The following is an 18,374-nucleotide window of genomic DNA, read 5'->3' as shown; positions in this document are numbered from 1 at the left end:
TGCTTACCTCTGCCCTGCCGCGCTACACCTCTCCTACTCGTACAACGCCGGAAAACCGCTGTCCTGCAGCATGGTGTTGGCTTCCTGCAGAAACGCAGGCGTGGCGGTTTCAGGCACGCGCACCAGCCATTGCACGGCGTCCTGCTTCCGTCCGCGCAGCAAGAGCAGCCGACCCAGGTGGAACATGCCGCGGAAATCGCCGCCTTCGGCGCAGCGTTGATAACAGTCGAAGGCGCGTTCCATGTCCTGCTCGACCACCTCGCCAGCCTCGTAAAAGCGGCCGACGACGCCGATGGACTTCACGTGGCCGGCGTCTGCCGCCTTTTGGTAAAGGGCCAGCGCCGCCGCGGGATCCTGCGCCACGCTGCCGCGGCCGCTGCGCAGCATGTGAGCATAGTTGTACATGCCCCAGTCCAGACACTTGTCCGCGGCCAGGCGGAACCAGTAGGCCGCGACCGTGTCGTCACGCGGCACGCCCCAACCGTTCTCGTAGCAGCGGCCCACCATGTTGATGGCCATGGGGTGATCGGCATGGGCGGCGCGCTTGAACCACGTCAGCCCCTGTTCCGGATCGCGCTCCACGCCGGCGCCGTCCAGCAGCATCTGGCCGTAGATGGTCTGGGCTTCGATCAGCCCCAGTTCGGCCGCCGCGCGGATCCAGGCCGCATAGTCCTCGGCCGGCCCTTGTTCGCGCAGGCGGGCCAGTTCTTCTGGCGTGGTTGCGGCCACGTCGGCCGCGCTAAAGGTCTTCATGTTTTGTTCCTTGCGCGGTCCCAGGCCTGCGCCAGATTGCGCGCCAGCGCTTCGCCCGTCTCGGTGGGCTCGCGGCGCGCGCCACAGGCCGCCATGTCCACGGTGCGCAGGCCCGCATAGCCGCAGGGATTGATGCCCAGGAACGGCGTCAGGTCCATCTGCACGTTCAACGACACGCCATGGTAGGCACGGCCGTTGCGGATCTTGATGCCCAGCGCCGCGATCTTGGCCAGCTCGCCCCCGTCCGGATCGGGCACGTAGACGCCCGGCGCGCCGGGCTTGCGGCAGGCGTCGGCCACGCCCATCTGGGCCAGCGTGTCGATGACCGCGCCTTCCAGCAGATTGACGTATTCCTTGACGTAGATGTCGGCGCGGCGCAGGTCGAACAGCGCATAGGCCATGACCTGGCCAGGACCGTGGTAGGTCACCTGCCCGCCGCGGTCGCAATGGACGATGGGAATGTTGCCGGGGTTGAGCACGTGCTGAGGCAGGCCTGCCTGCCCCAGGGTGTAGACCGGCGCGTGTTCGCAGAGCCAGATCTCGTCAGGCGTATCTGCGCCGCGCAGATTGGTGTACGCCTGCATGTCGTGCCAGACCGACAGGTAGTCGGCAGGCCGCGCGAGCCACTTGATCACAGCTGTCCTGCTCTTGCGCTAGAGGACGATGGACACCATCGGATGACCGTGCAGGGCGCGGTAGAGCGCGTCCAGCTGCTCGCGCGAGGTCGCGCGCACCGTGAAGGTCAGGCCCATGTAGTTGCCGCCCTTGCTGGGCCGCATTTCCACCGTGGCGGCGTCGAACTCGGGATCGAACTGCAGCACGACTTCGGTCAGCGTCTGCGCGAATTCGGGATGCTGCTTGCCCATGACCTTGATGGGAAAGTCGCTGGGATATTCGATGAGGGAGTCTTCGGGCGGGATATGTTGCATGATGTGCCTATAAGGTGTTGCCCCCCAGGGCGCGGCCACGGCTCGATACTGCACCCGGGGAGCCTGCCACGGGGCGGCCAGATCTTGTCTATATGGGGGCAAACCGCCAGCCGGCAAGGCCGCCGGGGCGGCCCCGCGGGAGCCGCCCGGTAACGCCGGACTCAGAGCGCGGCGATGCGGGCATCATAACCCGCCCGCAATTGTGCAAAAACAGGGCCGGGCTTGCCCGAGCCCACCGGCTTGCCGTCCAGCGAGACGATGGCCAGCACTTCCTTGGTGGCCGAGGACAGCATGAGCTCGTCGGCCTCTTCCACCTCTTGCCGCGAGATCGGGCGCGACTCGAACGGGATGCCGGCCTCGGCGGCCAGCTCGCCCATCAGGCCGTAGCGGATGCCTTCCAGAATGAGGTTGTTCTTGGGCGGCGCCAGCAGCTTGCCGCCGGAGACCACCCAGATATTGGTGGACGAGCCTTCGGTCAGATAGCCGTCGCGGAACTGCACCACTTCGTCGACCTGCGCATCGACGGCCTGCTGCTTGGCCAGCACGTTGCCCAGCAACGACACCGATTTGATCTCGCAATGCAGCCAGCGCTCGTCCGGGATGCTGATGGCGCTCAAGCCGCGTTCGCGCTGCGCGGCAGGCGGCGGCGCCCAGGCCGAGATCATGCCGAAAACCGTCGGCGCCACGGGCGTCGAGGGGAACTGGTGGTCGCGCTTGGCCACGCCGCGCGTCACCTGCAGGTAGACGATGCAGGTTTCAAGGTTGGTGCGCGCCAGCAATTGCTGGATCAGGTCGATCCAGCCCGCGCGGTCGAAGGGCTGCGCGATCCGCAGGGCAGCGAGGCTGCGGTCCAGGCGGTTGAGGTGTTCGGCCATGCGGAACGCATTGCCTTGGTACACGGGGACGACTTCGTAGATGCCATCGCCGAAAATGAAGCCGCGGTCCAGGACGGAGACCTTGGCCTCGTCCACGCGCAGAAACTCACCGTTGAGATACACCTGGCTTTCGCCCGGCACGCCCGGAATCATGAGGCACTCCTGAATATGAAATGGAGAGGGACGAACCGTCCGGTCCGTCCCGTGAATAGAGCACGGGCGTTTCATGCGAAACGCCCGTTGCTAGCTTACACCCGCGATAGCGCCCGCGGCGCGGCGGAATTACTCGAACCAGCGCTTGACGGTATCGACCATGCGGCCGAAGAAGCCAGCGCGTTCGACCGCATCCTGCACCACCAGCGGTTCGGTGCGCAGCACCTTGCCGTCCAGCGTGAACTGCAGGGTGCCGACCTGCTGGCCCTTGGCCAGCGGGGCGATCAGCGGATCCGTGCGCTGCGCCACCGGCTTCAGGTCGCCGGCCTTGCCGCGCGGCACCGCGATCGACACGGGGTTGGGCGGGCCCAGCTTGACGTTTTCAACCGTGCCTTCCCAGACGCGCGCATCGATGCCGGGCTGGCTCTTGTCGAACAGCTTCACGGTATCGAAGTTCTGGAAGCTCCAGTTCAGAAGCTTCAGGCTTTCCTCGGCGCGCGTGGCTTCGCTGTCCGTGCCCACCACGACCACCAGGATGCGACGGTCGCCGCGTACCGCGGTCGACACCAGGCAATAGCCGGCCGAATCGGTGTGGCCGGTCTTCATGCCGTCCACCGACGGGTCGGCCCACAGCAGGCGGTTGCGGTTGGGCTGGGTGATCTTGTTGTAGGTGTAGCTCTTCTGCTTGTAGTAGTGGAAGTGGTCCGGATGATCCGTGATCAGGTGCGACGACAGGATCGCCAGATCGCGCGTGGACGTCATATGCTGCGGATCGGGCAGACCCGTGGCGTTCATGAAGTGCGTGTTGCGCATGCCCAGGCGTTCGGCTTCCTGGTTCATCAGCGAAGCGAACGAAGCCTCGCTGCCGCCCACGGCCTCGGCCAGGGCCACGGAGGCGTCGTTGCCGGACTGCACGATCATGCCCTGGTTGAGTTCGTCGACCGTTACCGGCTTGCGCGGTTCGATGAACATGCGCGAACCGCCCGTGCGCCAGGCGCGCTCGGACACCGGCACGGTCTGCTCCAGCGTCAGGCGCTTTTCGTCCAGCGCGTTGAACACGACATAGGCCGTCATGATCTTGGTGAGCGATGCCGGTTCCACCTTCATGTCCGGGTTGGAAGCGGCCAGGGTCTGGCCGCTGTTCACGTCCATCACGATCCAGGCCTTGGCCGCGATCGTGGGGGCCGGCACGGCCGAGACGTCGCCCACGGGCACCACCGCCGAAGCATTCGGCGCCGGGGCCGCGGCGCCGGCGGCTGCGGCGGGCGCCGCGGCGGGAGCCTGCTGCGCCCAGACCGGCATCGAAGCCGCCAGCATGGCTGACAGCACCGCGCCTGACAGCAGGCGACGGGTAAAGACAACGGGGGAGTGAGCGGAGTAAGGCAAATTCTTCATCGGCAACGTGGGTCCAGTAATGACGCCCGCCGGCGCGGGGCAAGTGGCTGACAATTATAGGCAGTCGATCAGACCCGTCCGGCCCGCCTGGGGTTCCCGCGCATTTAAAACATGCAACTTGATGCAACCTGCCGCCCTCGGGATGTGGCAACGGATCAATCCGTACCGCCGCCGTGATGCCGGCGGTACACGGCCGGAGAAACCCCCACGTGCTTGACGAAGGCGCGACGCAAGGTGTCGACGTTGGCAAAGCCGCATTGCGCGGCCGCCTGCTTGGGCGTGGCGGCGCCCGCCTCCAGCAGCGCGCGGGCCGCAGCGATGCGCGTCATCTCCACCCACGCGGCCGGCGTGACGCCGACCTCGGCATGGAACAGCCGCGCAAAATGCCGGGGACTCAGGCCGGCGTGCTCGGCCAGCGCGTCCACCGACAACGGCAGCCCGGGATTGCCGGCGACCCAGCGCTGGACTTCTTGCAGGGCCGAGCGCCCGACCGGACCGGCCTGCCCCTTGCGGCTGAACTGCAGTTGTCCGCCGGGGCGCTTGAAGAACATCACCAACTGCGCAGCCACGTTGGCAGCCACCTCCCGGCCCAGATCCTCCTCCACCAGCGACAGCGCCAGATCCAGTCCGGCCGTGACGCCGGCGGAAGTGCGCACCTTGCCGTCGCGCACATGCAGGGCGTCTTCCTCGACGGTCACCTTGGGATAGGCCAGGCGCAATTGCGCAGCCGCGTTCCAATGGGTCGTCACGCGCCGGCCATCCAGCAGGCCGGCTGCGGCCAGCATGAACGCGCCAGTGCAGACGGAGCCATAGCGCCGGGCGCCCCGGGCCGTCACGCGCAGCCAGCGCAAGGCGGAACTGCTGAGCATTGCGCTGGCGGCCTGCGGCGTGCCGGCGACCAACAGGGTATCGAGGCGCGCGATCGGATCGCCCACCGCCAGGTCGGGCAGCAGGCGCGCGCCCGACGAACAGCGGATGGGCCCGGCCTCATAGCCCACCACGCGCAGCGCATATAGCTCGCGTCCAAGTTCGACATTGGCCTGGGCGAATACGTCCAGGGGGCCGGAGACATCCAGCATCTGGACGCCGGGCAGCGCAAGAATGGCTATGGTCTTGGTCATGGCATCGCGCCTGGCCGCCAGGCGTCGGGAAATCGCATGTTTTGGCGGAATCTGGCGTATTACGACAATTGAAGCCATTCTAGTGCGGCGGGAGAATTTATCGAACCCCCACCCCACGCAAGGACTCCCGCCATGAACCCTGTCATCGACGGCATTCAGATCCCCGACAGCAAGCTCGCCCGCGAAATCACGGAATTGGTGCGCGACACCGCCACCCCGCTGCTGTTCCACCATTCCAGCCGGGTCTACTACTTCGGCGCGCTTGCCGGCAAGCGGCGCGGACTGAAGTTCGACCCGGAATTGCTCTATTGCGGCTGCATGTTCCACGACATGGGCCTGACGCATCAGCACAGCAGCGACTGCTGCCGCTTCGAAGTGGACGGCGCCAACGCGGCGCGCGATTTCCTTGGCAGCCGCGGCATCGCCCAACAGGACATCGATCTGGTGTGGACCGCCATTGCGCTGCACACGACGCCCGGCATTCCCGAATTCATGCATCCGGTGGTCGCGCTGGTGACGGCGGGCGTGGAAATGGACGTGCTGGGCCTGACCTACGGCGACTACAGCGACACCCAGCGCGAAGCCGTGGTCGCTGCGCATCCACGCGGGCCAGGCTTCAAGGAAGAAATCATCCAGGCGTTCTACGACGGCATCAAACACAAGCCGCAGACGACCTTCGGCAACGTCAAGGCCGATGTCATCGCCGACAAGGAACCGGCCTTCAGGCCCGGCAATTTTTGCAGCGTGATCCGCGGCTCGCGCTGGCCGGCCTGAACCTGCTGCGCCGCGCGAGCGGCGCCCCCGGTTTTAGTCCAGCGCAACCTTCAGCCGCGCCTGCACCAGCTGGCGCAGCACCAGGAGCTTGCCGTGGAAGAAGTGCGATGCGCCCGGCACCACCACCACGGGGATGGAACGCGGGCGCGCCCAGTCCATGGCTTCGGACAGCGGCACGACTTCGTCTTCCTCGCCATGCACCATCAGCGTATCGTCCGGCACCTGCACTTCGTGCGACTGGAAGCGGTTCACGGCGGGGCCCATCAGCATCAGGGCGGAGGGCAGTACCGTGTCGCCCTGCTCGGCGAGGGCGGCATAGGTCTGCGCGGCGACGGCAGTGCCAAACGAAAAGCCGGCCAGCACCCACGGCGCCTGGGCCAGTTCCGGGTGCAGCTCGCGCATCTGCGCCACGACCGCCAGCATGTCCTGGGTTTCGCCCACGGATTTGTCGAAGACGCCCTCGGACTGCCCGACGCCGCGGAAATTGGGCCGCACCGCGACCAGGCCATGCTGCACGCAGGCGCGCGACAGGGTCGTGACCACCTTGTTCTCGCGCGCGCCGCCCTGCAGCGGGTGCGGATGCAGAACCAGCGCCCAGCCTCGCGGCGTACCCGCGGGCCAGTCCACGGCGCAATCGATGCGGCCGGCGGCTCCGTTGAAGGCGTGGGTTTCAGTGCGTGCGGACATGGCGTGACTCAGGATGCGGGAAAAACAGCGATCTTAACCGCCCGGCCTGGCGGCGGGCTTGGGCGTCGTGGCAAGCCACTGCGCCAATTGGTCCGCGGCATCGTCCGTCGCCTGACGCAATGCCGCGACTCCGCCCTGCGCGTCCTGCGTGGGCGCGGGCGCGCGGGCCTCGATGCGCGTCTGGCCCACCACGCTGCGGCCGCTGAGCAAGACCGCCTGCAGCAGCACGCGGCCTTCGCTGGACTGGCCGTCGGCCGCGAATACCTGTTCGAACTGGGACAACGACACCTGCAATTGCGGCGTCTGCAGGGTGACGCGCTCGTCCAGCACCGGCCCCTGGCGCGACAGGCGCTCCGTGAGGCGCTGACGCACCAGGTCCGCCGGCGGCGAGGCCCAGCGGTAACTGGCATAGGCCTTGGGCGCGGCGCTGTCTCCCACGCGCCAGATCACCCCCGTGTCGGACAGGCTGGGCACGGCCTGGAAGACCAGCGCAAGCGGCGCGCGCGCGGGCAAGGCCGGCGTGGGCCGGGAGTCCAGGCCCAGGTCGAATACCGAAGGCGGGGCTGCCACGCGGCCGATGCCGCAACCGGCCAGGGCCAGCGTCAGGATTAGAACGGCGCTACGCATCTTCATCATTTGGGCGATCTCCCGAAGCCTGCAAAACCGGCCTCGCCGGGCCCGGGCTCGCGGGGCGCCGGGCCGAACAGGAACGATTGCGGCGTGTTGTCCACACGGCGCAGAGTAACGGTGGCGCCGCGCGCGGCCGCGCTGACGTTGGTGGCCATGCTGGTGATGGCGGGCAGGGTCTCGCCATCCAGCCGCGCGGCGGCCAGGGCGATGTCGTTGAGGCTGCTGGTGGCGGCGGACAGGGGGCCGTCGGGCGCGTTCAGGCGCGCCAGCGACTGGCGGGCCTGCGCGGCCAGGTCGCCGACTTCCCGCGCGGCGCGGTCGGCCTGGCGCGAGGTCTTGTCCAGCGAATCAATCAGGGGACCGAGCTTGGCCAGCGTGGGCGCCAGATCCTGGCTGGCGCCCCTGAGCGACTGGGTGATGTCGGTGGCGTTCTGCAGCGTGGCGGTGAGCGCCTGCACGTTCTGCTCGCTGAGCACGCGCCGCAGCTGCTCGGTGACCTCCTCGACGTTGGAGATCAGCTTGCCGCCGCGCTGCTCGATGCGGTCGAGAAAACCGGGGCGCAGCGGAATGGCTGCCGGATGCGCGGCCGACGACGCCAGCCGCTTCATCGAGGTGCCGTCATCGCGCAGCTCCACGTTGGAAATGCCGGTCACGCCCTGCACGCCCAGTTCGGCCCAGGTGGACTCGGTGATCGGCGTGTTCGGCGCCACGCCGATGCGGATGCGCACCTGCCCGGGCTTGTCCGGGTTCAGGGCCAGCGACTGCACCTTGCCCACCGGCACGCCCTGGTAGCGCACCGTGGACTGCGGGTTCAGGCCGCTGACGGCGGTGGCGGAGACGATTTCGTATGGCTGCAGCTGCGTCCGGTCGCGTCCGATCCAGATGGCCACCAAAGCGGCTGCGGCCAGCAAGGCCAGCGTGAAGATGCCGGCCATGAGCGCATGACTACGGTTTTCCATGATGCAATCCCTTCGGCGCCAGATCCCCCAGCGCGCGCAGGCCGCGCTCGCCCAGGAAGAACGTGTGAATGAACGGGTGATCGACCTTCAATACTTCCGGCACCGTGTCGCACACGATCACCCGTTTGTCCGCCAGCACGGCGACGCGCGTGGCCAGCGCCAGCAGCGTGTCCAGGTCGTGCGTCACCATGACGACGGTGAATCCCAATTGCCGGTGCAGGCTGCGCACCAGGTCCACGAACTCGTCGGAGCGCAGGGGGTCCAGGCCAGCCGTGGGTTCGTCCAGGAACAGCAGCTCCGGATCCAGCGACAGCGCACGCGCCAGCGCCACGCGCTTGACCATGCCGCCGGACAGGTCCGACGGCCGCTTGTCGGCATCGCGCGCCGACAGGCCCACCATCGCCAGCCGGCACATGACGACATCGCGCACCAGGTCTTCCGGCACGGTGCGCAGTTCGCGCAGCGGCAAGGCCACATTGTCGAACACCGACAGCGCGGAGAACAACGCCCCCGCCTGGAACAGCATGCCCCAGCGATAGGACAGCCGCCGGCGTTCAGCCGCCGTCAGTTCGAACAGCGAATGACCCAGCACCCGCACCGTGCCCGCGGCCGGCCGGTCCAACCCGATGATCTGCCGCAGCAGCACCGTCTTGCCCGTGCCCGAGCCGCCCACCAGCACCAGGATCTCGCCGGGGAAGACGGTCAGGTCCAAATTGTCGTGCACCACGTGGTCGCCAAACGCCGTGCGCAGCCCGCGCACGGTGATGACGGGTTCTACCGTAACGCCATCCTCGGTGAAAAGCTTGTGCTGGGCGGCGCTGTTCATCAGATGCCCACCGAGCTGAAAATCACGGCATACAGCGCGTCCAGCAGGATCACGCCGGTAATCGAGGTGACCACCGATGTGGTGGTGCCGCGACCCAGGCTTTCCGTGTTGGGCTGGATGCGCAGCCCGAAATGGCAGGCGATCAGCGCGATCAACATGCCGAAGGTCACGCCCTTGAGGATGCCGATCCAGTAGTTGGTCAGCGAAATCGCGTCCGGCAGCGACTGCAGGAACCATTGCGCCGACACGCCCAGCTGCATCTGCGCGGCGAGCATGCCGCCCAACAGCGCCATGGCGTCCGTCCACAGCACCAATAACGGCATGGTCACAGCCAGCGCCACCACCCGCGGCAGGATCAGGCGCTGCCCATGCGAAATGCCCATGACCAGCATCGCATCGAGTTCCTGCGTCACCCGCATCACGCCGATCTGTGCCGTGATGGCCGAGCCCGAACGGCCCGCCACCAGGATGGCGGCCAGCACCGGCCCCAGTTCGCGCACGATGGATACGCCCAGCAGACGCACGATGAAACGGTCGGCGCCGAACATCTGTAGCTGCTGCGCCGACAGGTAGGACAGCACCACGCCGATCAGGAACCCGACCAGCGCCGTGATGCCCAGCGCCTGAGCGCCGGTGCGGTACACCTGCGCCGAAATTTCGCGCCACGGCCCCAGCCGCGGGCGCAGCAGCATGCCGCCCAGGTCCAGGACCAGTTGCCCCAGCATGATGAGCAAGGCGCGGCCATTGTCGATAGCCTGGAAGATCGCCTCGCCCATCGCACGCAGCCAGCTCAATGGGTCGCGCTTGGGCGCGGCGGCCGGGGTCTCGCCCTTGTTCAGGGCCAGCGCGTTGAAAACGTCCTGCTGGCCGGCGGACCAGCGCACGCGCTCGGGCAGCTTGTGGCCCCAGGCTTCCCAGATCAGCAGCGCGCCTATCGTGTCCAGCCGGCCGATGCCGTGCAGGTCCCAGCGCGCGCCGCCATCGGTGGCGCAGGCCAGCGCCTCGCGGCGGCGTTGGACCTCTCCAGGCTCTGCCAGCGCCAGCACGCTCCAGTCGCCGGCCACATGGCACACGCCTCCTTCGAAACGGAAGGGCGCGGCAGCGGCAGGTGCGGACGAAGCGGAATGCGGCATGAAGACAGAATACCGATGCAAAATGTATCGCCAATCATAAACGCTGGCGCCGGCAGACCGCGAGCGCGGGCCGCGTGCCCTACAATCGCCGCCATGTCCGCTCAAGCCAGCCCCATCGACCTGCCCGCGCCGGAAACCCTGGCCCGCACGCTCAGCACGCGCCTGCCCGCCTTCCAGGACATCTCCTGGATCGGTAGCACCGGATCGACCAATGCCGACCTCCTGGCCCGCGCTCGCGCAGGCAGCGGCGGCAAACCCTGGCTGCTGGGCACGCACCTGCAGGAAACCGGCCGCGGCCGCGCCGGCCGTCCGTGGCAGAACCGCACGGGCTCCACGCTGATGTTCTCCTGTGCCTTCGACGTGCACCTGCCGCCCGCGCAACTGCCCGCCCTGTCGCCGCTGGCCGGCATCGCCGCCTGCGAAGCTCTGCGCACCGTCGCCGGCCCGCAAGTCGCCGGGCTGTGCATGAAGTGGCCCAACGACGTGCAGTGGCACGACGCCAAGCTGGCAGGCGTACTGGTCGAGACCGCCCGCAACCCCGGCGGCAGCGAGGCCGGCCATACGGTCGTCATCGGCATGGGCGTGAACCTGACCGACGCCGCCCGGCTGTCGCTCGCGCTGGAACGCGAAGTCGCCGACTGGAGCCAGGTGCAGGCAGCCGCCGCCCGCCAGGCCTCCGCCGCCGACCTGGTCTGCGCCAGCGCCATGGCCTGGCTGGAAGCGGTCCAGACCCTGGAGCACGAAGGCTTTGGCGCCTTCAGGCCGCGTTTCGACCAGGTGGACGCTTTGGCCGGCCGCAAGGTCAACGTGCTGGACAAGGGCGCTATTCTTCTAGGCGGCACCGCCTGCGGCGTGGACGAACAAGGCCGCCTGCTGGTGCAAACCCCCGAGGGCACCCAACCGATCCTGGTCGGTGAAATCTCGATTCGACGCCAAGCATGATTATTCTCATCGACTCCGGCAACAGCCGTCTCAAGGTGGGTTGGCTGGACGCCAGCAACCCCGACACGCCGCGCGAACCCGCGGCGGTCGCCTTCGACGGGCTGGACCTGGACGCCCTGGACCGCTGGCTGTCCGCCTTGCCGCGCCGCCCCTTGCGCGCGCTGGGCGTGAACGTCGCCGGCGACGCCCGCGGCGCGGCCATCGCCGCCATCCTGCAAAAACATGGCTGCACGGTGACCTGGTCGCCGTCGCAAGCAACCACGCTGGGGTTGGTCAACAGCTACAAGACGCCCACGCAGCTGGGCGCCGACCGCTGGGCCTCACTGCTGGGCGTGCTGTCGCGCCTGCCTGGCGCGCACCCGCCCTTCGTGCTGGCCAGCTTCGGCACCGCCACCACCATCGACACCGTCGGCCCCGACAACGTCTTTGCCGGCGGCCTGATCCTGCCAGGCCCGGCCATGATGCGCAGCGCGCTGGCCCACGGCACCGCCAACCTGCCCATCGCCAACGGCCAGGTCGTGGCCTATCCCACGGACACGCACGAAGCCATCGCCTCCGGCATCGCCGCCGCGCAGGCCGGCGCCGTCGTGCGCCAATGGCTGGCGGGACGCCAGCGCTACGGCCAGACGCCGCAGATCTACGCGGCGGGCGGCGGTTGGCCCGAAGTGCATCAGGAAATCGAACGCCTGCTGGCGGACGCGGGCGGCACCGAAGGTGCGGCCCCCGTGCCCATCTATCTGGATCACCCCGTCCTGGACGGCCTGGCCGCGGTCGCCCGCGCCACCCTGGACGACCAAGCCTGAACGGGAGACCCCGGCCATGCGCGTGCTCTTCATCCTCATCCTGCTGGCGAATCTGGGGGTTTATGCGCTGGGCCAGGGCTGGCTGGGCGTGCGTCCCGAGGACGAAGGCCGCGACCCGCGCCGCTTCAATCAGGAACTGAATCCGGGCGCGGTGACGCTGGTTCCCAAGACTCCGCCTGCCGCCCCCTGAAGCCCCATCCGGCGCACACGCCGGTGAAGCGGGCGCTAGCCCCCCTTTCCTGCCTCCAACCAAGGCGCCAGCGCGTCCAGCGTGCGCCCCGTGGCTCCCGAATGCATGCGAAACCATGCCAGCGCCGCCTCAGCCGTGCGCTGGCGGCGCGGCTCGTCCGTCAGCAATGCCATGGCCGCTTCCACCGCCTGGCCAGCGTCGGCCGCGCGCAGCACCGCGCCCGCCGCGATGGCGTCTTCCGCCGCCTGCTTGAAATTGAAGGTGTGCGGGCCGACGATGACCGGCACGCCCGCCGCACAGGCCTCAATCAGATTCTGCCCGCCCAGCGGCGCAAAGCTACCCGCCACGATCGCGACATCCGACGCGGCGTAGTGGAATGCCATCTCGCCCAACGTGTCGCCCAGCAGCACCGCCGTACCCGGCCCCGGCGCTACGCCTTCGGAACGCCGGACATACGGCAGCCCGGCCTCCGACAACAGACGCGCAGCCTCATCAAAGCGCTGCGGATGACGCGGAATCAACAGGAACAAGGGCGCGCCCGGCATCGCGGCGTGACGCTTGATGGCCTCGATGAAACCGCTATCCTCGCCCTCCCGCGTGCTGGCCACCGCCACCACACGCCGGCCCAGCTGTTCGCGCCAGGCTTGCCCCGCGGCAACCTGCGGCGCCGGCAAGACCAGATCGAATTTCAGATTGCCCGTCACGACGGGCTGCGGCGCCCCAGCCTGCACCAGCCGGTCCGCGTCCTCCGCGGTCTGCGCCAGCACCGAGTCAAGCCCGCCCAGCGCTTCACGCATCACGCCGCCCATCCTGCCCGCCTGGCGCAGCGACGACGCCGAAAACCGGGCGCTCACCAACGCCATCGGCACGCCGGCGCCGCGCGCGGCCGCCAGCAGATTCGGCCAGATCTCACGTTCAATGAGCAGGCCGCAACGCGGCCGATACGCCGCCATGAAACGGCGGGTCGCGCCGGGAAAGTCATAAGGCAGCCATGCCTGGCGCAACTGGCCGTGGGCGATCGCATCCGCGTACTGGCGTGCGCCCTCGGCCCGGCCGGTGGCTGTCATGTGCGTCAGCAACACCGGCAGGCCGCGGTCCAGCAAGGCTTGCAGCAGAGGCTGTGCGGCGCGCGTCTCGCCCAGGCTGACGGCATGCACCCAGACCGGTGCGGTCCAGGACGCGGCAGCGGCTGTAGCCGTGGCAGGCGCGGCGTGGCCGAAGCGTTCAGAAGAGAAGATTTCCCATTGTCCGCCCGCGCGCCGGGCGCGGTGGCCCATCCACAGCCAGACCAGCGGTGATAGAGCCCTGAGCGCCAGCGAGTAAACGCCGCGATTCATGTCACTGGGCGGCCAAGGCCTGCTCCACCGCCGCCATCACGGCCTCGCGCGACGGCGAAGCCCCGCGGTCGCCCAGGCTGGCGGTGTAGCTGGAACCGACCAGCGGCGTGCGCACCGGCGTGGACGCACGGTAAATGCCGATGGTGGGCCGGCCCAGGGCGGCCGACAGGTGGGTCAGACCGCTGTCCAGCCCCACCATCAGGCGGGACCCAGCCAGCAAACGCGCCACCGCCGTCAGGTCCATGCGGGGCATCACCTCAGCCCCATCCATCCCGGCGATCAGCAAGCGGGCCCGCTCGGCCTCCTGCTCGTTCCCCGCCAACAATTTCAGGGTGCAGCCGGCCTCGCGCAGGCGGCGGAACACGACGCGCCAGTCTTCTTCCGGCCAGAGTTTGTCGTCGCGGCTGGCCGACGGCATGATCACGGCGTAGCCGCGGTCCGTATCCAGATGGTGCAAGCGCGGCAGTTCGCCGACGTTCATACCCTCGCTGCCGACTTCCAGCACGGGGTCCGCCGCAGGCTGCGTCGCCTGCCGCGCAAAAGCCTGCAGACCGAAATCGGGCGCACCGGCGTATTGGTAGCCGAACGTCAGGGCAGCCAGCTTGCGCTGGCGGATCACCGCCGGCTGCCAGAATTCCACCCTGTGCCGCACGTTGTAGAACAGCGACGCCAACGGCTCGCGCGCCGAGCGCCAGTCCAGCCCGTGCCGTACGCCACGGGTCTGGCGCACCAGCCAGGCGGATTTCAGGAGCGCCTGCATGTCCAGGACGATGTCGTACTGCACCGAGCGCAGCCGCTCTTTCAGCGCTTTGCGCTCCGCCCGCACCTCCGCCGACCACCAGGCTTTGCGCCAACGGCGATGAGCAACCTTGATGACCTGATTGACCGCCGGATGCCAGGCAGGAATGTCGGCAAAGGCTTCTTCCGCGATCCAGTCGATCTGGGCATCGGGCACATGGCGGGCAATGTCGGATATTGCCGGCAACATGTGCACGAGATCACCTAGGGATGAGGTGCGGACGATGAGGATTCTTGTAGGCATGTGCAAAGATTCGTGCTTGGCGCGACCCTCGGCCTGATAGTGGCAGACGCCGCTCAACGCAGCCCGAACTTTACAACAACATTGTGCTTGCCCGCGATCAATCGCAACCATGCGCACGAGATCGCGCCCAGCGCTAAAACAAATGCGCAGCTACTGCTCGCTGCGGCAAGGTCAACGCCCCTTCTTTTTCTTCAAGATCATCCACTTGGGCATGCGAAACAAGACCAGTCGACGGTAAAGCACCACATATGTCGTCGAGAACACCGCCGTAAAGAGCATCAACAGATAAGGCTCTTGCCAAAACAATACGGCGGGTATGACGGCAAGCGACGACAGCAGCCACAAATAGGGGGAAGTCATGGCGTTGCGTTGTGTCTGGTGGCGCATTTCCCGCGAACCGATCGCCCAGCGCACCAGCCGCTTGTAAATCAGCATATGCAAGTGCACGCCATCCGGCGCCCCGGGCGAACGGCCACGCAGCCATTTCTTGCGATAGATGGAAAACAAGGTCTCAAACACGGGGTAGATACACAGCAGCAGCGGAAACCAAGCCGAAACTTCCGGATGTCGTGCCAGCATCAGCACCGATAATTCGCCGATGACAAATCCCAGAAAATAGGCCCCGCCGTCTCCGAGAAATATGTGGCCATGCGGATAATTCCACACCAAAAACCCGACAATACCGCCCAGGGTGCTCAACGCCACAATCAACAAGAAACGGTCGCCCAAATAAAAAGAAACGTAGGCAAAGCCGGCCAATATCATTGCCGACACCACCGCCGCCAAACCGTTATATCCGTCGATTATATTTATCGCATTCGCGGCGCCGCCGATAGCCACGGCGGTGAAAACAAACGACACCATTGAAAACTGCAACAACCAATCAACTCCAATAATATCCAAGCGAGTTATCGCCGCGCCCAAAAAATAATAAGCAATTACCCCGGACAACATCGCCAAACCAAGCCGAACCAAAACCCTGACGTGTTTGGTCAGATCTTCAACAAATCCACCCAAGAAGGCGGGCATGGAGGCGACAAGCAGTATCACTAGGTTCGGAAGCACTTCGGGCTCGCGAATTGCGACTAGAGCACACGTCACTCCACTGGCCATCAGCAGTGACAATCCGCCGATTCGGGGAACAGGAACCGAATGATACTTCTGCACGCCCTCGACATCATGATCAGCCGTCAGGCCATCATGCCAAGAGCGGTAGCGCACAATCAACAAAGTTGATATGAGCGAAACCAAGAACGCGACAAGGACGTACAGCATTGCGAAGGTAACCGGAAGGGAGCTGGCGCGATTGTAGCGTCAGACGGAGATAAAACATGCAAACGAATTGGCCAGTTGTGGAAAAGAATGGAACCAGGGTTTGCAAAATAATATAAAGAGGCTTTCATCAAAAATGTGCCAACAACGAACTGGCCTCTCCGCGATGAAGCTTTCGACGCGGGCCTCTCGGACAATGGGGATCCAGGCACTCATTCAAGCTGGGACGCATTCTCACAACCCCGTTGCCTCTAGACCCAGCCGCTCGCCCGAAGTCTGTCGCAATTGCCTGGCTGAAGTGCCTGTGTCAAAGCCGTTCAGGATGCGGCGTTCATTCGTGATGAATGCCAACTGAAGGAAGCGAAGCGGCGGCCCTAGGGCCAGCATTTCATCCGGGTACCAATTCCCAAAAACGCCCCGCTCAGGGGCCCCGCAGTTATGGCTCCCTCTGTATCGCCGTGGCTGCCCTTCCACGCCCATAAGCGCTAGCAGACCGACCCTGACAGGGAGACAACGATACAATGCCCTGTTGTTCATCCCTTTTTGCATTCGATTTAATTTATCGAACCCTCCCTCATAATTATAGAAATTGATTAGCGGTGGATGCGTCCAAGCCGGTGTCGGCCTCGGGCATCCCTCCTTCTTCGCCTCCAGTCATGGCCATTCTGCCTTCTATCCTCGTCGCCCTGCTCGGGATCTTGCCTATCGCCACCATGACGGTCGGCGGCGGTAGCGCGCTGTTCTACCTGATTTTTTCGCTGTGCCTGGTTCGGTGCTTCGCCCGGGAGGGAGGATGGCAGGCGACTTGGCGCGACCTGAAGGACTACAAGTGGGTCATTGCAGCCCTGCTCGTCTCCTTCTGTGCAATTGGCCTTAGCCAGTATGCACATGGCATTACCCATGGTCCGTCCCTGGAACGAGGCCTGCGCATCAGCCTTGGCTTCCCCATCATTCTGGGCGCGCTGCTGAGCATCAACCCGGCGGCGCTCCGGAATGCGTCCTGGGGCATCTTGATTGCGGGGTGGGCTTCGGCCTGTATTGTCTTCTGGCTGGTCTTTCCTGCCTGGAATCGGCCTAATACGCCGCAGTACAACGCGGTCACCTACAGCAATCTGATGCTGCTCTGGCTCTTCATCACCTTTTGCAGCATGGGATGGCAACTGACAAAGCACCCGCGACTTGAAAAGTCAGTCAAAGCACTGACCGTCATCGTCGTTTTCGCGGGCTTCGTGCTCACCCAGACGCGCACCGGGTGGATGGCGATCCCCCTGTTCCTGTTCCTTGCGATGTGGTTGTTCGGCCATCTGCGACATCCTTTCCGCGCATTCGGCCTGTTGATCGCAGGCGTTGCCATTCTTGTTGCCATCGGATCAACCAATCAAGCCTTGCGCACCCGCGTTGAACAAGGCATCAACGAATTTCAGGCATGCCAAGGCGCCAACGCCACCGAAGACACCTCCGTCTGTATCCGGCTGCAGCTATGGCGAGCCACGAGCGAAATGATCGAAGCGGAACCCATCTTCGGCCTGGGGGGCACCGCCAGATTCGTTCCAGAACTTGAAGCGCGAGTGGCCACGGGAGTCGTTTCGCCCTTTGTCGCGCAAGACTTCGGCGAACCCCATAATGACATGCTGCAGATGCTGGCCAGCTATGGGCTATTGGGCGGCCTGGCGCTAACGCTGCTGTACTTTGTTCCTGCTGGCATCTTTTTGCGCAGGATGACCGCAACAAACCCCGAGCCGGTCCGCGTCGCTGCCGCCATGGGAACCGCCCTGACATTGGGGTTCGCGATCTTCGGGCTGACGGAGCTCATGTTCCGTTCAATGCACAATATCTCGCTATATGTGACGCTGCTGGCGTGGCTGCTGGTCTTGAGCGACAAGAAGCGAAGCGCGTACGCGTAGCAAATCTCCGGATGCCTGCGACCACTGCGGCCATAGTCAAAATGCGCAACTAGGGCCACAATAGGGCTGTGACTCTCCCAAGGAGACAGCCATGCGCATTGCAGATGCCCAGTGGATTCCTTCAACCCAGCACCAGACTTGGGACGCTCTGACGGATCCGGCCGTTTTACAGCGATGTATCCCCGGATGCATCGCTGTCGACAAGCGCAGCGACACGGAGTACGCGGTCACGCTGCGGGCCAAGATTGCCGGCCTGGACACGGACTATGACGGCGAGATCCTGCTCTCGGACGTCAATGCCCCCGACAGTTGCACCCTGGTGTTCGAAGGCAAGGGCCGTGCGGCTTGTCTGGCCATCGGCACCGCCCAGATCAATCTCAGCACCAAGGACCAGGGTACCCGCGTGGCCTACACGGTCGCGGGGATGACCGGAGGCAAGCTGGCCGAATGCGGCGAGGGGCTGGTGCTGAAGGCCGGCGAGAAGATCATCGAGAAGTTCTTCGCCACCTTCATCGACTACATGGCCGCCCAGCCCTGCCTCGCGCCGCCGCCCCCTCCCCCCGAACCAGAGCCGCGCGGGCCGTCCAATTCGCGTTGGTCTTGGATCATGGTGGTGCTTGGCCTCGCGGTTTTCTGGGGGTATCACACC

Annotated in this window: 20 protein-coding genes; 6 read left to right on the top strand and 14 right to left on the bottom strand. The window is 65.9% G+C overall.

Annotated elements, in window-relative coordinates:
- Positions 1-33: 33 nt before the first annotated feature.
- The 6 genes from DXK93_RS11645 to DXK93_RS11620 form a co-directional block, all read right to left on the bottom strand.
- Positions 34-753, bottom strand: a complete 720-nt coding sequence (locus DXK93_RS11645) for a tetratricopeptide repeat protein (RefSeq protein WP_119450131.1) — start codon at positions 751-753, stop codon at positions 34-36.
- Entirely contained in the window at positions 750-1,388 is a 639-nt protein-coding gene (lipB, locus tag DXK93_RS11640; protein ID WP_054457064.1) for a lipoyl(octanoyl) transferase LipB, read from the bottom strand. Before lipB ends, DXK93_RS11645 begins: the two co-directional genes overlap by 4 nt.
- Positions 1,389-1,406: 18 nt before the next feature.
- Entirely contained in the window at positions 1,407-1,682 is a 276-nt protein-coding gene (locus DXK93_RS11635; RefSeq protein ID WP_054457066.1) for a YbeD family protein, read from the bottom strand.
- A gap of 161 nt (positions 1,683-1,843) precedes the next feature.
- Entirely contained in the window at positions 1,844-2,710 is an 867-nt protein-coding gene (locus tag DXK93_RS11630) for a D-amino acid aminotransferase (RefSeq protein WP_054457068.1), read from the bottom strand.
- A gap of 129 nt (positions 2,711-2,839) precedes the next feature.
- Positions 2,840-4,105, bottom strand: a complete 1,266-nt coding sequence (locus tag DXK93_RS11625) for a D-alanyl-D-alanine carboxypeptidase family protein (protein ID WP_118933510.1) — start codon at positions 4,103-4,105, stop codon at positions 2,840-2,842.
- Between the two features lie 155 nt (positions 4,106-4,260).
- Positions 4,261-5,226 carry a GlxA family transcriptional regulator gene (locus DXK93_RS11620; protein WP_119450130.1) on the bottom strand — a complete coding sequence of 322 codons (966 nt, stop codon included), beginning with the start codon at positions 5,224-5,226 and terminating at the stop codon, positions 4,261-4,263.
- A gap of 132 nt (positions 5,227-5,358) precedes the next feature.
- On the opposite strand from DXK93_RS11620, the gene DXK93_RS11615 reads away from it, so the two are divergent.
- Positions 5,359-6,000: an HD domain-containing protein gene (locus DXK93_RS11615; protein ID WP_119450129.1), complete on the top strand. Its 642-nt coding sequence runs from the start codon at positions 5,359-5,361 to the stop codon at positions 5,998-6,000.
- A gap of 33 nt (positions 6,001-6,033) precedes the next feature.
- On the opposite strand, the gene DXK93_RS11610 is transcribed toward DXK93_RS11615, so the two are convergent.
- Genes DXK93_RS11610 through DXK93_RS11590 form a run of 5 tightly spaced genes read right to left on the bottom strand, consistent with a single transcriptional unit; the run spans position 6,034 to position 10,235 of the window.
- A complete protein-coding gene (locus DXK93_RS11610) occupies positions 6,034-6,687 on the bottom strand; it encodes an alpha/beta hydrolase (RefSeq protein ID WP_054457076.1) in 654 nt (217 codons plus the stop codon).
- Positions 6,688-6,720: 33 nt separating this feature from the next.
- A complete protein-coding gene (locus tag DXK93_RS11605; protein WP_054457293.1) occupies positions 6,721-7,320 on the bottom strand; it encodes an ABC-type transport auxiliary lipoprotein family protein in 600 nt (199 codons plus the stop codon).
- The gene (locus tag DXK93_RS11600; RefSeq protein WP_199728289.1) at positions 7,320-8,276 is read right to left on the bottom strand and encodes an MlaD family protein; all 957 of its coding nucleotides are present in this window, start codon (positions 8,274-8,276) and stop codon (positions 7,320-7,322) included. Before DXK93_RS11600 ends, DXK93_RS11605 begins: the two co-directional genes overlap by 1 nt.
- Positions 8,263-9,102 (bottom strand): ABC transporter ATP-binding protein, encoded by an 840-nt coding sequence (locus tag DXK93_RS11595; RefSeq protein WP_054457079.1) that lies wholly within the window; start codon positions 9,100-9,102, stop codon positions 8,263-8,265. The genes DXK93_RS11600 and DXK93_RS11595 overlap by 14 nt, the downstream gene beginning before the upstream one ends.
- Positions 9,102-10,235 carry an ABC transporter permease gene (locus DXK93_RS11590; RefSeq protein ID WP_054457082.1) on the bottom strand — a complete coding sequence of 378 codons (1,134 nt, stop codon included), beginning with the start codon at positions 10,233-10,235 and terminating at the stop codon, positions 9,102-9,104. Before DXK93_RS11590 ends, DXK93_RS11595 begins: the two co-directional genes overlap by 1 nt.
- Before the next feature lie 93 nt (positions 10,236-10,328).
- On the opposite strand from DXK93_RS11590, the gene DXK93_RS11585 reads away from it, so the two are divergent.
- The 3 genes from DXK93_RS11585 to DXK93_RS32130 are packed head-to-tail and all read left to right on the top strand — an operon-like array spanning position 10,329 to position 12,170.
- The gene (locus DXK93_RS11585) at positions 10,329-11,177 is read left to right on the top strand and encodes a biotin--[acetyl-CoA-carboxylase] ligase (protein WP_119450127.1); all 849 of its coding nucleotides are present in this window, start codon (positions 10,329-10,331) and stop codon (positions 11,175-11,177) included.
- Positions 11,174-11,980 (top strand): type III pantothenate kinase, encoded by an 807-nt coding sequence (locus tag DXK93_RS11580; RefSeq protein ID WP_119450126.1) that lies wholly within the window; start codon positions 11,174-11,176, stop codon positions 11,978-11,980. Before DXK93_RS11585 ends, DXK93_RS11580 begins: the two co-directional genes overlap by 4 nt.
- Positions 11,981-11,996: 16 nt before the next feature.
- Positions 11,997-12,170: a hypothetical protein gene (locus DXK93_RS32130; RefSeq protein ID WP_166738313.1), complete on the top strand. Its 174-nt coding sequence runs from the start codon at positions 11,997-11,999 to the stop codon at positions 12,168-12,170.
- 35 nt (positions 12,171-12,205) lie between these two features.
- Here DXK93_RS32130 and DXK93_RS11575 read toward each other — a convergent pair whose 3' ends face one another.
- From DXK93_RS11575 to DXK93_RS11565, 3 genes are all read right to left on the bottom strand, one after another.
- Positions 12,206-13,507 carry a 3-deoxy-D-manno-octulosonic acid transferase gene (locus DXK93_RS11575; RefSeq protein WP_119450125.1) on the bottom strand — a complete coding sequence of 434 codons (1,302 nt, stop codon included), beginning with the start codon at positions 13,505-13,507 and terminating at the stop codon, positions 12,206-12,208.
- Position 13,508: 1 nt separating this feature from the next.
- Positions 13,509-14,549 (bottom strand): lipopolysaccharide heptosyltransferase I, encoded by a 1,041-nt coding sequence (gene waaC / locus DXK93_RS11570; protein WP_119450294.1) that lies wholly within the window; start codon positions 14,547-14,549, stop codon positions 13,509-13,511.
- Positions 14,550-14,720: 171 nt separating this feature from the next.
- Positions 14,721-15,824: a glycosyltransferase gene (locus DXK93_RS11565; protein WP_119450124.1), complete on the bottom strand. Its 1,104-nt coding sequence runs from the start codon at positions 15,822-15,824 to the stop codon at positions 14,721-14,723.
- A gap of 653 nt (positions 15,825-16,477) precedes the next feature.
- Here DXK93_RS11565 and DXK93_RS11560 point away from each other — a divergent pair.
- Both DXK93_RS11560 and DXK93_RS11555 read left to right on the top strand, forming a co-directional pair.
- Positions 16,478-17,725 (top strand): O-antigen ligase, encoded by a 1,248-nt coding sequence (locus DXK93_RS11560; RefSeq protein WP_119450123.1) that lies wholly within the window; start codon positions 16,478-16,480, stop codon positions 17,723-17,725.
- Positions 17,726-17,816: 91 nt separating this feature from the next.
- A partial coding sequence (locus DXK93_RS11555) for a carbon monoxide dehydrogenase subunit G (RefSeq protein ID WP_119450293.1) occupies positions 17,817-18,374 on the top strand: 558 nt, incomplete at its 3' end.

Source organism: Achromobacter sp. K91, from assembly GCF_003576205.1.
GTDB classification, from domain to species: Bacteria; Pseudomonadota; Gammaproteobacteria; order Burkholderiales; family Burkholderiaceae_B; genus Achromobacter; species Achromobacter aegrifaciens.
The sequence above is the reverse complement of the archived record's forward strand: the minus strand, read 5'-3'. Positions and strand labels throughout refer to the sequence as shown.

Excerpts from the sequence above, each read along its gene's own strand:
- DXK93_RS11645 (WP_119450131.1), bottom strand. The coding sequence starts at position 753 with ATGAAGACCTTTAGCGCGGCCGACGTGGCCGCAACCACGCCAGAAGAA.
- DXK93_RS11635 (WP_054457066.1), bottom strand. The coding sequence starts at position 1,682 with ATGCAACATATCCCGCCCGAAGACTCCCTCATCGAATATCCCAGCGAC.
- DXK93_RS11630 (WP_054457068.1), bottom strand. The coding sequence starts at position 2,710 with ATGATTCCGGGCGTGCCGGGCGAAAGCCAGGTGTATCTCAACGGTGAG.
- DXK93_RS11625 (WP_118933510.1), bottom strand. The coding sequence starts at position 4,105 with ATGAAGAATTTGCCTTACTCCGCTCACTCCCCCGTTGTCTTTACCCGT.
- DXK93_RS11620 (WP_119450130.1), bottom strand. The coding sequence starts at position 5,226 with ATGACCAAGACCATAGCCATTCTTGCGCTGCCCGGCGTCCAGATGCTG.
- DXK93_RS11615 (WP_119450129.1), top strand. The coding sequence starts at position 5,359 with ATGAACCCTGTCATCGACGGCATTCAGATCCCCGACAGCAAGCTCGCC.
- DXK93_RS11610 (WP_054457076.1), bottom strand. The coding sequence starts at position 6,687 with ATGTCCGCACGCACTGAAACCCACGCCTTCAACGGAGCCGCCGGCCGC.
- DXK93_RS11605 (WP_054457293.1), bottom strand. The coding sequence starts at position 7,320 with ATGAAGATGCGTAGCGCCGTTCTAATCCTGACGCTGGCCCTGGCCGGT.
- DXK93_RS11600 (WP_199728289.1), bottom strand. The coding sequence starts at position 8,276 with ATGGAAAACCGTAGTCATGCGCTCATGGCCGGCATCTTCACGCTGGCC.
- DXK93_RS11595 (WP_054457079.1), bottom strand. The coding sequence starts at position 9,102 with ATGAACAGCGCCGCCCAGCACAAGCTTTTCACCGAGGATGGCGTTACG.
- DXK93_RS11590 (WP_054457082.1), bottom strand. The coding sequence starts at position 10,235 with ATGCCGCATTCCGCTTCGTCCGCACCTGCCGCTGCCGCGCCCTTCCGT.
- DXK93_RS11585 (WP_119450127.1), top strand. The coding sequence starts at position 10,329 with ATGTCCGCTCAAGCCAGCCCCATCGACCTGCCCGCGCCGGAAACCCTG.
- DXK93_RS11580 (WP_119450126.1), top strand. The coding sequence starts at position 11,174 with ATGATTATTCTCATCGACTCCGGCAACAGCCGTCTCAAGGTGGGTTGG.
- DXK93_RS32130 (WP_166738313.1), top strand. The coding sequence starts at position 11,997 with ATGCGCGTGCTCTTCATCCTCATCCTGCTGGCGAATCTGGGGGTTTAT.
- DXK93_RS11575 (WP_119450125.1), bottom strand. The coding sequence starts at position 13,507 with ATGAATCGCGGCGTTTACTCGCTGGCGCTCAGGGCTCTATCACCGCTG.
- waaC (WP_119450294.1), bottom strand. The coding sequence starts at position 14,549 with ATGCCTACAAGAATCCTCATCGTCCGCACCTCATCCCTAGGTGATCTC.
- DXK93_RS11565 (WP_119450124.1), bottom strand. The coding sequence starts at position 15,824 with ATGCTGTACGTCCTTGTCGCGTTCTTGGTTTCGCTCATATCAACTTTG.
- DXK93_RS11560 (WP_119450123.1), top strand. The coding sequence starts at position 16,478 with ATGGCCATTCTGCCTTCTATCCTCGTCGCCCTGCTCGGGATCTTGCCT.